Source organism: Paenibacillus tundrae (genome assembly GCF_036884255.1).
GTDB lineage: Bacteria > Bacillota > Bacilli > Paenibacillales > Paenibacillaceae > Paenibacillus.
In genome coordinates this window covers 6,032,324-6,051,219 of record NZ_CP145605.1, presented here as the reverse complement: position 1 = coordinate 6,051,219, position 18,896 = coordinate 6,032,324, and the positions used below count along the sequence as shown (strand labels likewise).

Here is an 18,896-nt window from a genome sequence, read left to right as displayed (position 1 = left end):
TGAGGAATCCTGAATGTTCAGGGTTCCTTTTTTTGTTATTCCGAAATGTTAGAAGCTGAATTCTCAGGTGAGTATTATATACATTCTCAGGCTACGACATGGATCTACCGAAGTTTTAGATCAGTCCACATAATTCCGTTCTTTCTGGCACAAGCTACCTTGTATAAAAACAAGAGAGGAGGGACGGTATATGGCGGATCATACATCGGGGAAAAGCGGTTCCCGGCACGCAGAAGAGAAGACTCATATCCCATTGGGATTACCGTCCCCGCCCATTTTACGACAGCCGATTGGTCTGACACATGAAAGCCATATGCTGGCGGTTAAGGACATTTTCTCGGATTGCTCAGATGTGGTCTTTCGCAATGTGATGATCTCACCTGAGGTTCAGGGCGTCATTGTATATATTGAAGGTATCGTTAACTCCACAGATATTCAGGAGCATATGTTACGTCCGCTCATTCGTGGTCTGGTGGAGCAGCGAACGAATGAACCCGAAGCTCCTCTGGATGATACCCGCGTGGCCCTGTCCCAGGTGAAGAAAGTGGCAACTTGGGCAGAAGCTGCTGACGGTGTATTGGAATCCTCAGCACTACTGTTGATCAATGGCAGCAAGGAGGCTTGGCTGTTCAATGTCAAAGGCGGCGTCCGCCGCGGTGTCGAGGAGCCTCAGACAGAATCGGTTATTCGTGGTCCGCGGGAAGGATTCACGGAGACACTACGTGTAAATACCGCGTTGCTGCGGTTTAAGCTCAAGACACCTACGCTTAAAATGCTGAGCATGACCATCGGATCGGACACCAAAACCAATGTGGTGTTGACCTATCTGGATGATGTTGCAGATCCGAAGCTGATTATGGATGTGAAGAAGCGTCTTAACAAGATTAAGATCGATGGGATTCTGGAAACGGGATATATAGAGGAACTGATCGAAGACCATCCGTATTCCCCATTTCCACAGATGCATTACACCGAACGACCGGATACGGTTGCAGGTAATTTACTGGAAGGTCGGTTCGCCATTTTCGTAGATGGAAGTCCATTTGCCTTAATTGGACCAGTGACGATGTGGCAGATGCTTCAGGCGAGCGAGGATTATTATGAACGGTTCTTCATCAGTAATCTTATTCGCTGGATTCGGTTTATCTTTGTGGCGATTGCTTTGTTTTTGCCCGCTCTTTATATCTCAATTACGACCTTCCATCAGGATATGTTGCCAACGACTTTAATACTAAGTATTGCCGGGGCTAGGGAGGCCATTCCATTTCCAGCCTTAGTTGAAGCGCTCATTATGGAATTATCCTTCGAAGCTCTGCGGGAAGCCGGGGTTAGGTTACCCAAAACAGTAGGCCAAGCCGTCAGTATCCTCGGTGCTTTGGTAATCGGGCAAGCAGCTGTTCAGGCAGGGATTGTATCTGCACCGATGGTTATTATCGTTTCGATGACAGGGATTGCATCGTTTACCATTCCTCGCTTCAACTTTGCCATTACGGTTCGTTTATTACGCTTTCCGATCATGCTACTTGCGGGTGCACTCGGATTGTATGGCATTGTCATTGGACTGGTTTTAATCTCGGTGCATCTAACCCAGATGACCTCCTTCGGCGTTCCGTATTTATCCGGTCTTAGCCCATATAGCAAGACAGATACCAAAGATATTGTCATGCGTGCGCCTTGGTGGCGGATGATTAACCGCCCTTCAACCGTGCACCGTGATCAGAAGAGAATGAATACGAATATTAACGGTACGCCTGAATCCGAAGAGGGGTGGTGAGTGCATGTTATTCATACGAAGATATCTTCTAGTAGGAATATTGTTGCTGAGCACTCTTCTGACGGGATGCTGGGATCGAAGAGAAATTAATGATGTTGCCTTTGTCATTGGGATTGCGGTGGATAAGGAAGAACAGCTATATCGAACAAGCTTACAGATTGCCTTACCCGGACAATCAGGGGCTTCGGGAAGTGAAGGGGGCGGTGGAGGCACGAACGGTGATAAACCATGGTTTATGTTGTCCAATACCGCCGAGACGTTACGGGGAACCTCTAACAAAGGACAGAAGGCACTTTCGCGTCAGCTGTACTATGCACACCGCCGAACATTAATGATTGGCGAGGATCTGGCTCGCGATGGTGTTGCCCCCATGCTGGATTTATTAACACGTTATCCGCTCAATCGTCTGTCAGCGATGCCTATTGTAACGAGGGGTCCTGCTTATAAGGTTTTGGATACAGATGCACCTATCGAGAAGTTCCCTTCAGAGATGGTGCGTGAGCTGTGCTTCCTGAACATGCGTACGCCTCGTTCGCTCAAAATTTTTATCGATGCCATTCTTGCCGAAGGCATAGATCCGTTTCTTCCCATCGCTTCCGTAGTCGAGAATGTTCCTAAAGACTGGAAGAACGTCAAAACCAATATTAAGCTGGATGGGCTAGCGGTTTTCAAGAAAGACAAGCTGGTGGGTATGGTTGAAAAGGAAGCTGCGGACGCACTGATTCTGGCGATGGGTGAAGCCAATGCCCCGGAAGTTATGATCAAGGCTCCCCGCGGGGAAGGAAACCTGTTCGTTAAGCTGAATGAGAACAATTCTGCGTTTGATCCTCAGATTAAAAATGGAGAAGTCACCGTGACCATCAAAATGTATGCCAAGGGAGTATTGGTTGATAACGAATCCAATTATGGCGACCTCCGAGAGAGCGAGCTTACGAAATTAACTGAAGCTGTTCACGCGAAGATCAAGCAGGACATTGATGAAGGTGTACGACTAATACAAACCAAATACAATGCGGATATCCTCGGTCTTGGTCGGTCTATTCATCAGCAGCTCCCCAAAGAATGGGAGAAGATGAAGGATCGCTGGAGCGATGTGTACCCTGACGTGAAAGTGATCGTTGAGCCACATATCATCATTGAAAATGTTGGCATTGTGAACAAACCGATTGGTGTTGGTGAGGAGGAGATCGTTCATGATTAAACCACTTCTCTTCACCTATTTGTTCATGGTTGTGCTCGTGCTCTTGATGGACTTCAAACATCTGAAGCAGGCGGCGGCGATTAATCGCTGGATATCGTATAGCATCATTGGGTTTAGTACGGGGATCTTTTTCTACGTCACCCATTTAAGCAAAACGTTCTTCATTTCTGTATGGCTAACCCACTTCATTCAACACTGGTTGCCACTACCTTAATTGATTTCAACCGGGATGATCATATCCGTAAGAAAGGAGACATGTTATGAATCAGGCAGTCACCCATCGTCAACTGATTCTGTTGGTCATGCTGCTTAGTATCACGACTACATTGATACAGCCGCATGCACAGGCGATCTATTATGCTGAACAGCATGCGTATCTGTCTTATATACCCGTGTTTTTGGTGATGATTTCTGTTTTGTGGATGTTGAGTCGAGTCCAGCGGCGGTTTCCGAATCAAGATTTATTTGAATCACTCGTTGTACGACATCCGTTTATGGGTCGGGTGACGGCTCTGTTGTACATCATGTTTTTCCTTTTCATATTTGCTCGGGATATTCGGTTAATTGGTGACTACGTTAGCATCACCTTGCTAGAGACTACACCGATATCCATCATCATTCTAACGCTGATGGTCATGGCTGTATTTATTGTAAGGGGTGGGCTGGGCTCGTTAATCGGGATGTCAGAGCTGTACATCACATTATTTCTGGTGAATTCCATCATCGTCCCCTTTATGCTCATCCAGCAGATCGACTTGGATAATTTGATGCCGTATTTTGATATCGATATGGGCGGTGTTGGCAAGGGTAGTTGGTACCTCATGTCCTTTTTCGGAGAGATGGTGGCCTTGCCGTTTGTGGTGAAAGGCAGTGACTTTCGGTTTAAATCCGTGTTCTGGGGAGTAACGATTGCTGCGCTGTTAATGATGCTAATCCTGGTTGAAACGATCACATCGATTGGGGTTCCTATTGCATCGAGGCTAGTATATCCTTCGTATGAATTAGCGAGGCAGCTACAAGTGAGTGACTTTCTTGATCGGTTTGATCTAGCGTTAGCTGCGGCAACACTACCGACCATGATTACGAAAATTGCGTTTGATCTCTACTTTATCTGCTGGGGGATGAAACGAATGATTCCAAAAGTATCCGGTAAGGTGTTAACTGGGCCGATTGCTTTGCTTGGTTTTGTCTGTGCGTTCTGGTTCTTCCGGAATGCAATTCAACTCTTTCGATTTACTAGAGAATGGACGTGGGTCGCCATTTTGTTTGAGGTGCTGTTACCGATTCTAATATTTCTGTTTCTGCATCCTCGCAAACAAGATCGACAACCCTCTGCAGCTAAGGATAGTGGCAATAGTGGAGGACAGAAGCATAAGCCGGATTCAAAAGAATCCACTTCGAAAGATCCGAAGAAAAGTGATGAGGATACAGATCATCAAACGGGAGAGCTTCAGCCTTCCTGATCCTTTTCATAAAAAAACGTTATAGCTGAACATGCACCAAATGGCATGAACAAGGTTTCCCTCCACAGGACTACCCTGTATACTGTAGTCAGACTGAAGAACGTTCGGCTGAACGAACTGGGGGGAACTTGAATGGCTCAACATTTGGCAGGCATACGTGTAGCACTTACAGGACCACGCAAATCGAAGGAAATGTCCCTGCTCGTCGAGAAAATGGGTGGAATCCCACTCGTGCGACCTGCACAGGGAACCGTGTTTTTGGATGATCGGAATATTCGCGATGGCCTCGTATCTTGGATCTCTGATACACCGGATTGGGCTGTACTGACAACAGGTATGGGTTTGGATGCGCTATTTGATATGGCAGAGGATATGGAAGTTGCGGGTCAATTATTGGACTCTTTATCTGAATCATCCATTGCAGCGCGTGGATACAAGACGGTGAATGCACTTCGCAAGCGGAAGCTCAATCCATTAGTTCGGGATGATGATGGCAGTACAGATGGGTTGATTCGGGAATTGGAATCACATGATCTTGCAGGGAAAAAAGTAATACTACAGCTACATGGTGAGACAGCACCGAAGCTGGTAAACTGGCTGCAAGAGCAAGGTGCAGAGGTTCGACAAGTATTGCCTTACCGCCACGTCCCTCCAGAGGATCATGAGTTGGAACAGCTATTGAATGAGATTGTGAATCGTGAGGTTGATGCAGTAGCTTTTACAAGTGGACCCCAAGTTCGCTTTTTGACGGCATATGCCACATCCCAAGGGAAGCTAGAGCAGATGCTGCAGGCCTTTCGTGAAGGGGTCGTTCCTGCTTCTGTAGGTAAAGTGACGGCGAATGCGATGCGTGAAGAGGGCATTGAGGCACTTGTTGTGCCAGAAGAAGAGAAGATGGGTGCCCTGATCGTGGAGCTAGGACGTTATTATGCTGCTGCACAAGTAGACAAAGCATAACTTCAAATCATAATAGGTATGAAGAGATATCGATAGACACCGTAAAACGGACGTACTTGTTGTAGACCATACCGTACTTCTATATACGTTATCCTGATCCATTGCATGGGTCAGGATTTTTGCTGTTCTCTAGTTTCGTGAATGGATTTATTCTAAAGTTTGGAGAAAAGGTAAGCGGTTTATCCTGATCTTAAACATGGACATTTTTTCCTGAGCGATGTTATGATACAAACAAATGATTTGGCATGGTGCTCATTCCAGCCTATACGGGGAACGTTCAACATTATCAGGTTTGATCTGACCGATCTCGTGGATAGTATGCTGAATTACATATTGAAAACAAGCAAGGTGCTCTTGCGTCAAGCAAGAGGTAACAGGGAATCGGGTGCAAATCCCGAGCGGTCCCGCCACTGTAATGGTGAAGCTCTTTTTTGATTGAAGTCACTCGTTATTCGGGGAAGACAGAAGAAGAAGCTGATGATCCAGAGCCAGGAGACCTACCTTGCATGTGTCACCAAACCCTTCGCGGAAAGGAAAGGTGTACGAATAATCAGGAAACAGGCGGACAGACGGTTCGCCTGGTAGGCCTTTTATTTGGCGTATTCAACAACTCGACGACTCTGTGTATTCAAGTGTTGTAGTTGTTTTCTTGAGTGTACGTACATACGTATCCCATCCGATTGTAGGATGGGATTTTTTTGATTTTAAGAGAATGAGAAATGAATCGTTGTGGATCGAATGTACTTATCCATTTTTGAACAAAAAGCTGTTTCATGAAGCCTATTTATATAGAAGTTGCTGAACGGAATTATGGAATGTGTAGGTTTACTCAGGGTGATGGAGGAGGAGAAGCGATGCAAGGTCAAGGTAAGTTGCTGGTCATCGGATTTGGCCCAGGCGCGATGGAACATATTACGAATCGTGCACTGGAGGCGCTTCAGGAGAGTGAGGTTATCATCGGCTACAACACGTATGTCGATCTCATTCGGCCGTTATTAAACGGACAAGCGATCGTGCGGACGGGGATGACAGAGGAAGTAAGCCGGGCTCAAGAAGCGGTTAGACAGGCCGAAATGGGCAAAATTGTTGCGGTAATCTCCAGTGGTGACGCCGGTGTATACGGTATGGCAGGTCTAGTCTATGAGGTGTTGATGGAACAGGGATGGAAGCCTGAGAGTGGCGTTGCCGTTGAAGTCATCCCAGGTGTATCGGCTATCAATTCCTGTGCATCGCTACTTGGCGCACCGGTGATGCATGATGCGTGTACGATCAGCTTAAGTGACCACCTTACCCCATGGGATACGATTATTCGCCGGGTTGAAGCAGCGGCATCAGCAGACTTTGTTATTGCACTCTATAACCCGCGCAGTGGGCGGAGAACACGTCAAATTGTCGAGACACAGGAAATGCTGCTTCGTTACCGTGATCCCAAGACTCCAGTTGGATTGGTCAAAAGCGCTTACCGGGATCGTCAGGACGTTGTCATGACTACCCTGGAAGACATGCTTAATCATGAGATCGGTATGCTGACCACGGTGATCATCGGTAACTCCTCGACCATGATGTACGAAGGGCTCATGGTCACTCCGCGTGGGTATCAGCGCAAATATACGCTGAATACCGCAGAACAGTCGCTCAGACCTCATGAGCGACTTCGCACCGAAGCCGAGCCATGGTCGCTCGGCGCAAGAGAAGCCCGCGCTACCACCTCTGGTGAGGTAGCGGGCTCGGACGCGGCTCGCGAAGCACAAGCCGCAAAGCCCCAGGCGGAGCCAGCCATGCCCGGCGTTAGCGCCGGAACAGGCCCAGCTCCGCAGAGCCAGCCGCCTGCCGGTGCAGGAGCCTCTGCTGCGCAGGCATCGCACCCGGCTGGCGGCGGCACCGCCGTGCTCGCTGGCGAGCGGCCAGCGTCAGTGCCGGCAGAAGCCGCGCCGCGCGTAGCGGTTGCTGCGTCGCAAGCGGGCGCCGCTGCGCTGGCGGCGGAAGCGCTAACGCGGCTCGCGGTAGGCGGTGCCCTGGCGGGCGAGTCCGCTCGCCGCTGGCTGGGCGCGGCGCCTGCTGCGCCTGGCGTGAGCGGCGAAGCACCGCAGGCCGCAGTCGCTACGGCAGTTCGCACTGCGCCTGCACCAGGGCAGAAGCCGCCGCTGTTCGAAGTTGGCGTATCGCCTGGCGTCGGCAACAAGAAGTTCACTGCTGTGCAGATGGCACTGCTTGCACAGTGCGCGAGTGAAGATGGGGAGCTGGAGTATACACCAGAGCACCAGATTATTTTGCGAGTGCCAACCTTTGAGCCGGATCAGCTGGTAGACGAGCTGCGGGCAGCTAATTTTATCGTAGTACCGATCGGGGATGTCATTAAAGTGAAAGCATGTGACTTCTGTGACATGGAGAAGGATGATGCTGTGCCGATGGCTAATCATTTGCAAGCCGTTATTGGCGGATTAAATGCTCCGAAGGAAACAAGCGTTGCCCTCAATGGATGTGGGATGGCTTGTTATGGTGCGGTGCTTGAGGATATCGGTATTGTGTACCGCAAAGGTGGGTATGACCTGTTCCTTGGCGGTAAGAAATTCGGACGTAATGCACATCCTGCACAACCCGTGGCTGAAGGCATTACGGGAGATGAGATTGGCGGCATTGTGGAACGGATTGTCGCAGAGTATCGAGAAAAAGGACATCCGAATGAACGTTTCCATAAATTTTTCAAACGTGTTGGCGTGATTCAAGGCTTCCGTCATGTGGATGCACCCGTTACGGTGGAAGTTAATCCGATCTGTGGCGACTAATTTTCTGCGAGACAGAACAGAACTCACAAGGTTGTAAGTGTGTGTTCAATAAGATCCTTTTTTGCAGAGAATGCAATATAAATCACCTTTCAGTTCGAACTGGATAACCCTGAATCGAGTGATACCAACACGTTGTTATATAGAAGAGAGTAGCTGGACTATATCGTGATATGAAAATGTAGAAACATGCAATTGTTGATGTGCAATGAATGGAACACAAACACTATCTGATGAGATGCCTAGATCCGTAGATCAGGCTAGGGAGGAATTATCCGGAGATGAATGCGATATTGCTGGTGGGACACGGTAGCCGTGATCCCGAGGGAAACCGGGAGTTAATGGAGTTTGCAAACTCAGTGGCAGAGAAGACACCGAAGAATACGATTGTGGAAACTTGTTTTTTGGAGTTAGCTAAACCAGGTATTGCCCAAGGTGTAACGGCATGTGTAGATAAGGGCGCGACACGCGTCGTGCTCGTACCCATTATTTTGTTCGCAGCAGGTCATGCCAAAATCGATATTCCAAATGCCATTGACCGTGCCAAAGCGCGTTATCCGCAAGTGGAGTTTATCTATGGCCGTCCTATTGGTGTACATGAGAAAGTTATTCAGATTATGCAGACCCGTTTGCAGGAAGCACAGCCTGTGCATGCAAGTTCCGGCGGAGGAACGGCTGTAGCGACTGCACCGGTAGCAACGGACGAAGAGACGGCGATCCTAGTGCTGGGGCGCGGCAGTAGTGACCCTGATGCGAACAGTGACTTTTTCAAAATGACGCGGATGTTGTGGGAGAAGTTGCCCTACAAGTGGGCCGAAAGTAGCTTTATCGGTGTAACTCAGCCTTCCTTTCCGGATGGACTGCAACGTTGCCTTCTGCTTGGAGCGAAGAAAATTATCGTGATGCCGTACTTCCTGTTCACAGGTGTGCTCATTAAACGTATTGATGAGATGACGGCAGAATTTGCAGCAGCACATCCAGAAGTTCAGGTTGAGATCGGGGGATATTTCGGTTTACATCCACAACTGGTGGAAGTCGTGCTAGAACGAGCTAACGAGGGCTTATATGGACGCGTAGCTGCCAACTGTGATAATTGCCAGTTCAGACTGGAAGCGGCGAAACATCACCATCATCACCACGATCATGACCATGATCACGACCACGACCATGACCACCATCATGATCACGATCATCATCACGACCACCATCATGATCACGACCATCACCATCACGATCATGTGCATACACATCACGACGAAGAGACTCATGCACACGATCACCATCATGAACATACGCACGACCACCATGATCATCTCCATGTGCATGCGGGAAATGAACACGAGAAGGCTGAACAAAAGCTAGCGCCTGATTTCCATCACGATCACGATGGCGAGTTACATCATACTCATCATGATCAAGAAATCATTTCCGGTCACCACCATGATCTGCCTTCACATGCCGAGACAGATGAGCAGACAACTAACGCACAGATTGCTGTCGCGGAGGAGCAGGTGAAGGGCTCATGATCTTCATGTTATGTGGAACAAGTGATGCACGGGAGCTCGCATTACAAATTCAGCAGCAAGGTACAGAGGTGCTGACATCTGTAGTGACCGAGAGCGCGGCGAATAGTCTGTCAGAGGCAGGTTTGCCGGTACGTACAGGTCGTTTGACGATTCAAGCGATGGTAGAACTGGTGCAAAAACAAGGAAGTCGAGCCATCGTAGATGCGAGCCACCCATTTGCTGAAGAGGCGCATGCCAATGCAATGGAGGCAGCCAAACAAGCGGGTATTCCATACATTCGTTATGAGCGTACAGGACTTGCCTACGACGACCACCCGTTGCTACATGTGGTTTCTTCTTATGATGAAGCGGCACAGCGAGCGAAAGAGCTCAAGGGCTCTGTGATGCTAACGACAGGCAGCAAAACACTACAAATTTTCACGAAGCACCTGCTCGGAGACCCAGATATTCGCCTCGTTGCTCGTATGCTTCCCCGTCTCGATAATATGGAGAAATGTAATGAGTTAGGGATGGAACAACGCAATATTATTGCGATGCAGGGGCCATTTTCACGTGAGCTGAATGAAGCTTTGTACAAGCACTACGCCACAACCGTTATGGTGACCAAGGAGAGCGGCAAAACGGGAGCGGTTGATGAGAAAATTCAATCTGCGTTGGAGCTGGATATTCATGTGGTGCTGATCTCACGTCCTGAGGCGGAGTTTGGAACGGTATTTGATGAATTTGAAGGTGTACTGGGCGAGCTGAGCCGTGTACTGGTGCCATAATCCGCACATACAGAGGTTGTTCCAAAAGTCCGCTTTTGATTGCGCACATATAGTCCAAATTTTCAACATTTAATTTTAAATGAATGATTTCATAATCCCTTTTAGGAGTGAATGCAGGATGGATTTCAAAACAGATTTCAAACCGTTGACAGTACAGCCACAGGAGATTGAAGGCAAAAGCTTCGAGATGATCACCGAGGAGCTGGGCGAGCACCCATTCACGGACGAGCAATACCCAGTCGTGCAACGTGTCATTCATGCATCAGCTGACTTTGAACTGGGACGGAGCATGGTGTTTCACCCTGATGCGATCCAAGCCGGGATTGCAGCACTGCGTGCTGGTCAATCCGTCATTGCCGATGTACAGATGATTCAAGCGGGAGTGAGCAAAGACCGTATTCGCAGCTTCGGCGGAGACGTGCATGTACATATCTCTGATCCAGACGTGATGGAGGAAGCGAAGAGATTAAATACAACGCGTGCTATTATCTCTACGCGTAAAGCAACTCAAGCCTACGAAGGTGGAATCTATGCGATTGGTAACGCGCCAACTGCACTGCTGGAACTGATCCGTTTGGTTAAAGAAGGCGAAGCGAAGCCAGGCTTGATCATTGGTATGCCTGTAGGATTCGTGTCCGCTGCTGAGTCGAAGGACGAGCTGCGTAAACTGGATATCCCATTCATCACGAATATTGGACGCAAAGGCGGCAGCACCATCGTAGTCGCTGCCCTCAACGCGATCTCAATCATGGCAATGAAATCCTAAGACTTCTTGTTTGATTACTCAATCGACACATGTTTCATCAATTACAAGGTTTGAACTAACAAGCTATCATCAAGGTCAGAATGGTAGCAAGGTCTGGAGATTAGTAACTCCATTCACCGCGATCTATTAGTAGCGGTGAATGAATAGTTACCCAAATGCATTCCAGCCAAGGTCAGCCATATAATCCATGGCTGTAATGTCTCTACGTGCCAAGGTCAGAATGGCTGCGAGGTCTGTAGACTAGTAACTCCATTCACCGCGAACTTCTAGTAGCGGTGAATGAATAGTTACCACAAACGCCCTCCAGCCCAGGTTTAGTGATTTAAATCAGGGCTGGAGGAATGTACTGTACTAACGAAGTGTGCCAGAGACGTAGGAGGTAGCGGAGGGAACGGAATCGATTCTGTAGAAGCGGAGCGGTCGCATTTGTCCCCGGATTTCTCCCTAGCATAAGGGGAATCAAAGAAATCTGGGGACAACGGCGATCGAAAGAACGATCCGTTCCCGGAGCGTCCACCCCGGAGTCTCCGCCCTCTGCGGCAAACGTAGTTACCCCAAGTACATCCGACAATTTAAATGATAAGAAAGGACGGGAGGTCAGAGACCATGGAGAAGAAACGCATGAAAAGTGGTGAAGCGCCAGACCCCGACAAACCGATGCGTTCCGGCTTCACCACCGGCGCGTGTGCCACAGCCGTTGCTAAAGGGGCAACGCAATTACTGCTAACCGGAACGGTGCCTGAGCAAGCTGTCGTATCCCTTCCTGCGGGCTTTGACCATTCGTTCGAACTGATCGAACAAGGGTTGGAGGATGGGGTGGCGACCTGTGCCACGATCAAGGATGCCGGCGATGACCCGGACGCCACACATCTCGCTAAGATCATTGCCCACGTATCCTGGCGAGATGAGCCTGGGATGGAGCTGGACGGCGGGATCGGCGTTGGGCGTGTGACGAAGCCAGGATTGCCTGTCCCCGTGGGCGAAGCAGCGATTAACCCTGTTCCGCGCCGGATGATCACCGAAGCGGTAACGCAAGTCCTCGCCGAACACGGCACAGCGCGAGGGGTACGCGTGGTGATCAGCGTGCCAGAAGGGGAAGAGATCGCGAAAAAAACGCTGAATTCCCGCCTTGGCATTCTCGGAGGCATCTCGATCTTAGGTACACGGGGCGTTGTAGTGCCCTTCTCCACATCGGCGTACAAAGCCAGTGTCGTGCAGGCGATCTCGGTAGCCCAGGCTTCCGGTTGCGATCATATCGTCCTGACCACTGGGGGCAGCAGTGAGAAATACGCGATGAAGATGATGCCTGAACTGCCGGAGGAAGCTTTTATTCAGATGGGTGATTTTGTTGGGTTTGCGATCAAGCATGGCAAGCGGCTAGGGATGAAACGCATCAGTCTGGTCGGCATGCCGGGTAAGTTTGCCAAGGTGGCACAAGGTGTCATGATGGTGCATTCCAAGAGTGCGCCGGTGGATTTTGGATTTCTTGCGTCCGTCGCTCGGGAGACGGGAGCCGGAGATGAGCTGGCGCAAGCGATCGAGGAAGCCAACACGGCGACTCAGGTAGCAGATATGATGACCGAAGCAGGGTATTTGCCCTATTTTGAGCGGTTATGTACATATGCTTGTCGGCACTGTTTGGAGCATGCAGGCGGTGGTATGACGGTGGAAGTGGTCTTGGTAACGATGAAAGGAATGGAACTTGGGAGGGCGGAAATCAGTGAACTTGACGACAACAACTGGAGTAAAGGATCGTAAAATCCACATCATTGGGATAGGCGAAGACGGAGCAGCGGGGCTGACATCCGAATGTTTAGACATGATCCAAGCAGCTAACGTACTTGTTGGCGGTGAACGTCTACTGCAACATTTCCCTGCATTTGCAGGCGAGAAGCTTGTAATTAAGAGCGGTTTAAGTGATCTTGTTGTGAAAATAAAAGCGCTTCACGCCACACACCATGTTGTTGTGCTGGCTTCAGGAGACCCGCTGTTCTACGGCATTGCCGGGTATCTGGCGCGTAAGCTTGGCTCGGATCAATTGCAGATCCGACCTCATCTGAGCTCGCTGCAGCTCGCATTTGCCCAGCTCGGCGAGAGCTGGCAGGACACCGTGCTTGAAAGTGTGCACGGACGCCCGCTCAAGGGACTCGCACAGCGCATCGATGGCAAAGCCAAAGTTGCGCTGCTCACCGACGAGCAGAACAGCCCGGCGGTCATTGCAGCTTATCTGCAACAATTCGGCATGACCGAATATGACGCCTACGTGGCTGAGAATCTGGGCGCGGCAGATGAACGTGCCCGTCATTATACATTGGACGAGCTAGCGGTAGCCGAATGCAGCCCACTAAATGTAGTTATATTGCTGCGCCGCAAGGATGCACCCGCACCACGCAAAGGATTTGGCTTCGCGGATGAAGAGTTCCACCAGCGCAAGCCGGAGAAAGGACTAATCACGAAACGCGAAGTGCGTGTGTTCAGCTTATCCGAGCTGCAGCTCGCAGAGGATAGCATTGTCTGGGATATCGGCGCAGGCTCAGGGTCGGTGGCTGTAGAGTGTACACGGCTCGCGCCGAAGGGGCAGGTCTTCGCCATTGAAAAAAATGAAGGTGACCTCGTCAACATCGAGGCCAATCGGGTGAAATTCCGGACGGACTTTACTGTCCTTCATGCCAAAGCACCAGCAGGGCTGGACGAACTACCGAATCCGGATGCGGTGTTCATCGGCGGCAGCGGCGGAGAACTGGCGCAGCTGATCGCCCTATGTGCGTCCCGGCTGCGCCCGGAGGGACGCATCGTGGTGAATGCAGCGACGATTGAGACGCTGCATGACAGCATGAAGGCGATGCGCGAAGCAGGCATGGACGCATCGGTGACGTTGCTTCAGACGGCGCGCAGCAAGCCGATTTTGAACATGACTCGTTTTGACGGACTGAACCCGATTTATGTGATTACAGGACAGTATGTTGTTACAGAGGCTATAGAAGCAAAAACGGCGGGAACAGCAGCAGGAGCGGCAGAATGATCGTTGAAGGACAGAACAAGGGGGATAACAACATGAGCATGGGAGCAGTAGGCACACTATATGGCGTGGGTGTGGGGCCAGGTGACCCGGAGCTGATTACCGTCAAAGCATACCGCATGATCAGGGAATGCCCTGTAGTCGCTTATCCGAAGAAACGCAAGGGTGGTAAATCCTACGCCCATGAGATCGTGGAGTTGTACGTGAATCCAGAAGAGAAGGAAATGCTCGGTCTGATCTTCCCGATGACGAAAGACCCTGTCGTACTAGAACGTGAATGGGGTAAAACCGTTGAGGCATGTTGGGGTGCGTTGAAGGAAGGGAAAGACGTTGCTTTTGTGACCGAAGGAGACCCGAATCTATACAGCACATTTATTCACTTGGCACGTCTGATGCGTGAGTTGCACCCTGAAGTGCCAATCTCTTCTATTCCGGGTATCTCATCTGTACTAGGAGCAGCGGCAGCGCTGGATATCCATCTGGCGGATGGTGACGAGCAGGTGGGCATCATCCCAGCCACAGCAGATAAAGAGGCTATGCGACAAGCGATTGAGCATCACGATACGATTGTATTTATCAAAGTGGCGAAGGTGCTTGACCTCATGCTGGAACTGCTGGAGGAGATGGGTCTCGGCGGCAAAGCCTCGGTCGTTACCAAAGTCACTTCTCCATATGAACTGATCTGGCGTGATGCCCGTGAACTGAAGGGACAGGAGCTGGAATATCTGAGCCTGATGGTGGTGAGCAAATGAAAACATTGGAACCGAAAGTATATATCGTAGGTGCAGGCCCAGGAGACCCGGAGCTGATTACTGTCAAAGGCTCGAATATTTTGCGAAGTGCCGATCTGGTGCTCTATACCGATTCACTCGTGAATGATGAGCTTATTGCTACGGCGAAGCCGGAAGCGGAAGTGTTGCAAAGCTCAGGCATGGATCTAGAGCGTCAAGTTGAGCTAATGACGGAGGCAACGCGCAATGGGCGTAGCGTAGCTCGCGTACATACAGGAGACCCAGCAATGTACGGGGCAATTTTAGAGCAGATGGTGTTGCTCAAGCAGCAAGGTGTGGACTATGAGATTATTCCTGGCGTTAGCTCGGTCTTTGCTTCAGCAGCGGCATTAGGGGCAGAACTGACTGTGCCTGAGCTGACTCAGACTGTTATTCTGACCCGTGCAGAAGGACGTACGCCTGTACCGGAACGGGAGAAGCTGCGTGACCTCGCATCACATCACTGTACCGTTGCGCTGTTCCTGAGTGCAACACTTGCGAAGAAAGTCGTCGTTGAATTTCTCGCCGCAGGCTGGAGTGAGGATACACCGGTTGCGGTGGTGCAACGTGCTACGTGGCCAGATCAGAAAATTGTGCGTACAACGCTGGCTAATCTTGCCGCTGACCTGCGCGCCGCTGGCATTACAATGCATGCGATGATTCTTGCTGGCTGGGCGCTTGACCCAGACCTTGTGAATCGGGATGCGCACCGCTCCAAGCTGTATGACAAATCCTTCACCCATGGGTACCGCAAAGGAGTGAAGTCCGGTGAGTAATCCATATGCAGCGGTAGCCATCACCAAGCATGGGGTTGAGATGGTACGCAACATGGCTGGACAATTCCCGGGAACGGATGTTTATTATATGACGAAGTTCGCCCGTGGAGATGAGCAGCAGCTTGGCTACAACATGTTCGAGGGCTCCGTGAAGCTGATTCTACCGGACTTGTTCAAACGCTATAATGGCATTATTTTATTCATATCTCTAGGTGCTGTAGTACGCATGATTGCGCCGATATTAGTGGACAAAAAAGTTGATCCGGCTGTTCTGGTCATTGATGATCGCGGAGAACATGTTATCAGCGTGCTGTCCGGTCATTTAGGCGGTGCCAATGAGCTGACCCGCCAGGTGGCAGAGGTTCTTGGCGCACGCCCGGTGATTACGACGGCTTCGGATGTGCAGGGGACAATCCCGGTGGATCTGTTTGGACGTGAGCTTGGCTGGATCGTAGACAGCTTCGATAAGGCTACGCCCGTGAGTGCAGCGGTTGTGAATGAGGAGCCAATTGCACTGATTCAGGAGACGGGAGAGCGGAATTGGTGGAAATACGATAAGCCAGTCCCTGATCATATTCGCGTTTTTGGTAGCATGGCAGAGACAGAGGAGTTTGCCTTCAATGCGGCACTCGTGATTAGTGATCGATTGCTTACCGATGATGAAAAACAGCGATTCATGAGCAATGGTGTGTTGTATCGTCCCAAAAGTCTAGTGTTAGGCATGGGCTGCAACCGGGGAACATCCTTGGAGGAATTGGAGCAGGAGGTTCTTGCGACGCTTGCAGAACAGTCTCTTTCCGTGAAGAGTGTGCGTAACGTAGCCACCATCGATTTGAAAAAGGATGAGGAAGGCTTGCTCGCGCTTTGCCAAAAGTATGGCTGGGAGCTGGTTACCTATGCCCCTGCTGAACTGAACACGGTTACCCTACCGAATCCGTCTGAGACGGTATTCAAATATACGGGTGCTTATGGCGTCAGTGAGCCAGCGGCACTGCTCTCCTCTGGGGCAGACCATTGGTTGCTGGAGAAGAAGAAAAGCGGGAATCTGACGATTTCTATCGCACGCATCCCATTTAACCCTTGAACTAAAGTTATATAGATAACCGCATCGGTATTCGGTGCGGTTTTGTTATATCAGTCTTTGTGCACGAAATATGCAGATAAGGTAGGGAATTCATATGATGACAAGTGATAAACAACATGCTACACATGTCAGACCTCGGCTAATTATTGCGGGGACAGGAAGTGGTGCAGGCAAAACAACGGTAACGCTAGGTTTAATGAAAGCTCTCGCTGAGCGGGGACTACGTGTACAGGGCTTCAAGTGCGGCCCAGACTACATCGATCCCACCTATCATACGGCGGTGACCGGCAGGGCATCTCGCAATCTGGATGCATGGATGACCTCACCGGAGTATGTACGTCATACATTTGTGCACGCAGCGGATGGGCAGGATATTTCGATCATTGAAGGAGTCATGGGATTGTACGATGGCAAAGACCCCCTCAGCAATACCGGCTCGACTGCCGAGATTGCGATGGTCACACAGACACCAGTGATCCTGGTTGTGGATGTTCGGAGTATGGCACGCAGTGCGGCAGCGATTGTGCTTGGGTTTCAACAGTTGGAGCCTGAGCTGAATATTGCAGGAGTCATTGTTAACCGCTGTGGGAGTGCAGGACACTACCAGATTGTGAAGAAGGCGATTGAGCAAATGTGCGACATCCCTGTGGTAGGCTGGCTGAAACGAGAGGATGACATGTCGATTCCGGAGCGTCATCTTGGTCTGGTTCCTGCAATCGAGCGGGGTGAACTTGACCCGTTATTCCAACGAGTGGCCGATGTATTGAGTGAGGGTACGGATCTGGACTTACTTCTGAAGATAGCTGGCGCAGCACCTCCGCTAGAATCCAACGATAACATATCTGAACTTGAACAGCTGCAGGTTCCTGAACAACAGCAACAAAATCAACAAAATAAAGAGGTTGAACAGGAGCATCAAGATCATCGAGGACACCAAGAACACCAAGAACACCAAGAACACCAAGAACATAGGGAGCACCAAGACGATCAAGCTCATCAAGCGCGTCCTGTCATCGCAATTGCACGGGATGCGGCGTTTAACTTTTATTATCCGGATAACCTGGAGTTGCTTGAGGAAGCTGGCGCGAAGCTTACTTATTTCAGTCCAATCGCGGGTGAAGGTATTCCAGCGGATGCAGATAGCATCTATCTGGGCGGTGGTTTTCCAGAGGAATTTGCTGAAGCTATTGCCACGAATAAGCTGTTTCTAGAAGGGCTGCGTCAGGCTGCGCGTCAGCATATGCCTGTGTTTGCCGAGTGCGGAGGTTATATGGTGCTTGCCGAAACGTTAACGGATCGCCAAGGGGTAACGTTTAACATGGCGGGTATTGTTCCTGCACATGTGCAGATGCAAACTAAGCGCGCAGCCCTTGGATATCGTGAGGCAAGTGCTGTTCAGGATTCATTTTTGCTGGAAAAGGGAGATACACTGCGAGGTCATGAATTCCATTATTCTACGATGACCTATCACGATTCAGATACGATTCCATATGCCTATGAAACTAAAGGGATGCGAGGGTTGAAGCCAGAGGGATACAATTCAGGTCATATTCTAGCTGGGTACACCCATGTGCATCTTGGTTCTAACCCCGCAGTTGCTAACAGATGGGTAGAGCATGGTCGCATGTATCGACAAAGTAAGCAGAAGGATGTAGAGTGACTCTATCCTTGTTCAATTATCTGAGACTTTGGTCGTGAAGTTGGTTGCTGATCATCAGAATTAAAGGTTTTTGCCTGCATATGTGGAATCACTTAAATACTGCCCAGAGCATCTGTGGATGCTGGACTGGTCAGTGATGACATATAGACAATTGATGAGTGCACCTGTGGCTCTCTTGGGACAAACTCTCTAAAGGGTAACGGAATTTCGGGATATGCTTATGAATAATGCGGCTATACTAAGAAGTAGTAGTGAACATGTCCGCGAATCTGAACTATAGGCATAGCATCTCGTAGATTAGGTATACTGGGCTTACCGTCGTGAGGTTTTGAAGAGGATTAACCTGCTTA

15 protein-coding genes and 1 riboswitch are annotated in these 18,896 nt (G+C 50.0%); all 15 genes read left to right on the top strand.

Annotated features, from left to right (window positions below; all coding sequences use genetic code 11):
• Positions 1–190 precede the first annotated feature (190 nt).
• The 15 genes from V6W81_RS27050 (at position 191) to V6W81_RS26980 (ending at position 18,546) form a co-directional block, all read left to right on the top strand.
• Positions 191–1,774, top strand: a complete 1,584-nt coding sequence (locus V6W81_RS27050; RefSeq protein ID WP_145044516.1) for a spore germination protein — start codon at positions 191–193, stop codon at positions 1,772–1,774.
• A 4-nt stretch (positions 1,775–1,778) separates the two neighbouring features.
• Positions 1,779–2,975: a Ger(x)C family spore germination protein gene (locus tag V6W81_RS27045; RefSeq protein ID WP_338540931.1), complete on the top strand. Its 1,197-nt coding sequence runs from the start codon at positions 1,779–1,781 to the stop codon at positions 2,973–2,975.
• A complete protein-coding gene (locus V6W81_RS27040; protein ID WP_338540930.1) occupies positions 2,968–3,189 on the top strand; it encodes a hypothetical protein in 222 nt (73 codons plus the stop codon). The genes V6W81_RS27045 and V6W81_RS27040 overlap by 8 nt, the downstream gene beginning before the upstream one ends.
• Before the next feature lie 46 nt (positions 3,190–3,235).
• Positions 3,236–4,438, top strand: a complete 1,203-nt coding sequence (locus V6W81_RS27035) for a GerAB/ArcD/ProY family transporter (protein WP_338540929.1) — start codon at positions 3,236–3,238, stop codon at positions 4,436–4,438.
• Positions 4,439–4,570: 132 nt separating this feature from the next.
• Entirely contained in the window at positions 4,571–5,395 is an 825-nt protein-coding gene (locus tag V6W81_RS27030; protein WP_338540928.1) for a uroporphyrinogen-III synthase, read from the top strand.
• 329 nt (positions 5,396–5,724) lie between these two features.
• Positions 5,725–5,914, top strand: a riboswitch (cobalamin riboswitch).
• A 335-nt stretch (positions 5,915–6,249) separates the two neighbouring features.
• On the top strand, positions 6,250–8,181 hold the full coding sequence (gene cobJ / locus V6W81_RS27025; protein ID WP_338540927.1) for a precorrin-3B C(17)-methyltransferase: 1,932 nt from the start codon (positions 6,250–6,252) through the stop codon (positions 8,179–8,181).
• Positions 8,182–8,459: 278 nt separating this feature from the next.
• Positions 8,460–9,704 (top strand): sirohydrochlorin chelatase, encoded by a 1,245-nt coding sequence (locus tag V6W81_RS27020; RefSeq protein WP_338540926.1) that lies wholly within the window; start codon positions 8,460–8,462, stop codon positions 9,702–9,704.
• A complete protein-coding gene (gene cobK, locus V6W81_RS27015; RefSeq protein WP_338540925.1) occupies positions 9,701–10,471 on the top strand; it encodes a precorrin-6A reductase in 771 nt (256 codons plus the stop codon). Before V6W81_RS27020 ends, cobK begins: the two co-directional genes overlap by 4 nt.
• Positions 10,472–10,589: 118 nt before the next feature.
• On the top strand, positions 10,590–11,237 hold the full coding sequence (locus V6W81_RS27010) for a precorrin-8X methylmutase (protein ID WP_128104639.1): 648 nt from the start codon (positions 10,590–10,592) through the stop codon (positions 11,235–11,237).
• 606 nt (positions 11,238–11,843) lie between these two features.
• Entirely contained in the window at positions 11,844–12,995 is a 1,152-nt protein-coding gene (locus V6W81_RS27005) for a cobalt-precorrin-5B (C(1))-methyltransferase (RefSeq protein WP_338540924.1), read from the top strand.
• Positions 12,958–14,259, top strand: coding sequence for a precorrin-6y C5,15-methyltransferase (decarboxylating) subunit CbiE (gene cbiE, locus V6W81_RS27000; protein ID WP_338540923.1), 1,302 nt, complete (start codon positions 12,958–12,960; stop codon positions 14,257–14,259). Before V6W81_RS27005 ends, cbiE begins: the two co-directional genes overlap by 38 nt.
• 32 nt (positions 14,260–14,291) lie before the next feature.
• Positions 14,292–15,008 (top strand): precorrin-2 C(20)-methyltransferase, encoded by a 717-nt coding sequence (gene cobI / locus V6W81_RS26995; RefSeq protein ID WP_128103880.1) that lies wholly within the window; start codon positions 14,292–14,294, stop codon positions 15,006–15,008.
• Positions 15,005–15,802: a precorrin-4 C(11)-methyltransferase gene (gene cobM, locus V6W81_RS26990; protein WP_056701998.1), complete on the top strand. Its 798-nt coding sequence runs from the start codon at positions 15,005–15,007 to the stop codon at positions 15,800–15,802. The genes cobI and cobM overlap by 4 nt, the downstream gene beginning before the upstream one ends.
• Positions 15,795–16,886: a cobalt-precorrin 5A hydrolase gene (locus tag V6W81_RS26985; RefSeq protein ID WP_338540922.1), complete on the top strand. Its 1,092-nt coding sequence runs from the start codon at positions 15,795–15,797 to the stop codon at positions 16,884–16,886. Before cobM ends, V6W81_RS26985 begins: the two co-directional genes overlap by 8 nt.
• Before the next feature lie 97 nt (positions 16,887–16,983).
• Positions 16,984–18,546: a cobyrinate a,c-diamide synthase gene (locus V6W81_RS26980; RefSeq protein ID WP_430701395.1), complete on the top strand. Its 1,563-nt coding sequence runs from the start codon at positions 16,984–16,986 to the stop codon at positions 18,544–18,546.
• Positions 18,547–18,896: the final 350 nt, after the last annotated feature.

Coding starts and splice junctions, on each gene's coding strand:
- V6W81_RS27050 (WP_145044516.1), top strand. CDS start 191: ATGGCGGATCATACATCGGGGAAAAGCGGTTCCCGGCACGCAGAAGAG.
- V6W81_RS27045 (WP_338540931.1), top strand. CDS start 1,779: ATGTTATTCATACGAAGATATCTTCTAGTAGGAATATTGTTGCTGAGC.
- V6W81_RS27040 (WP_338540930.1), top strand. CDS start 2,968: ATGATTAAACCACTTCTCTTCACCTATTTGTTCATGGTTGTGCTCGTG.
- V6W81_RS27035 (WP_338540929.1), top strand. CDS start 3,236: ATGAATCAGGCAGTCACCCATCGTCAACTGATTCTGTTGGTCATGCTG.
- V6W81_RS27030 (WP_338540928.1), top strand. CDS start 4,571: ATGGCTCAACATTTGGCAGGCATACGTGTAGCACTTACAGGACCACGC.
- cobJ (WP_338540927.1), top strand. CDS start 6,250: ATGCAAGGTCAAGGTAAGTTGCTGGTCATCGGATTTGGCCCAGGCGCG.
- V6W81_RS27020 (WP_338540926.1), top strand. CDS start 8,460: ATGAATGCGATATTGCTGGTGGGACACGGTAGCCGTGATCCCGAGGGA.
- cobK (WP_338540925.1), top strand. CDS start 9,701: ATGATCTTCATGTTATGTGGAACAAGTGATGCACGGGAGCTCGCATTA.
- V6W81_RS27010 (WP_128104639.1), top strand. CDS start 10,590: ATGGATTTCAAAACAGATTTCAAACCGTTGACAGTACAGCCACAGGAG.
- V6W81_RS27005 (WP_338540924.1), top strand. CDS start 11,844: ATGGAGAAGAAACGCATGAAAAGTGGTGAAGCGCCAGACCCCGACAAA.
- cobI (WP_128103880.1), top strand. CDS start 14,292: ATGAGCATGGGAGCAGTAGGCACACTATATGGCGTGGGTGTGGGGCCA.
- cobM (WP_056701998.1), top strand. CDS start 15,005: ATGAAAACATTGGAACCGAAAGTATATATCGTAGGTGCAGGCCCAGGA.
- V6W81_RS26980 (WP_430701395.1), top strand. CDS start 16,984: ATGACAAGTGATAAACAACATGCTACACATGTCAGACCTCGGCTAATT.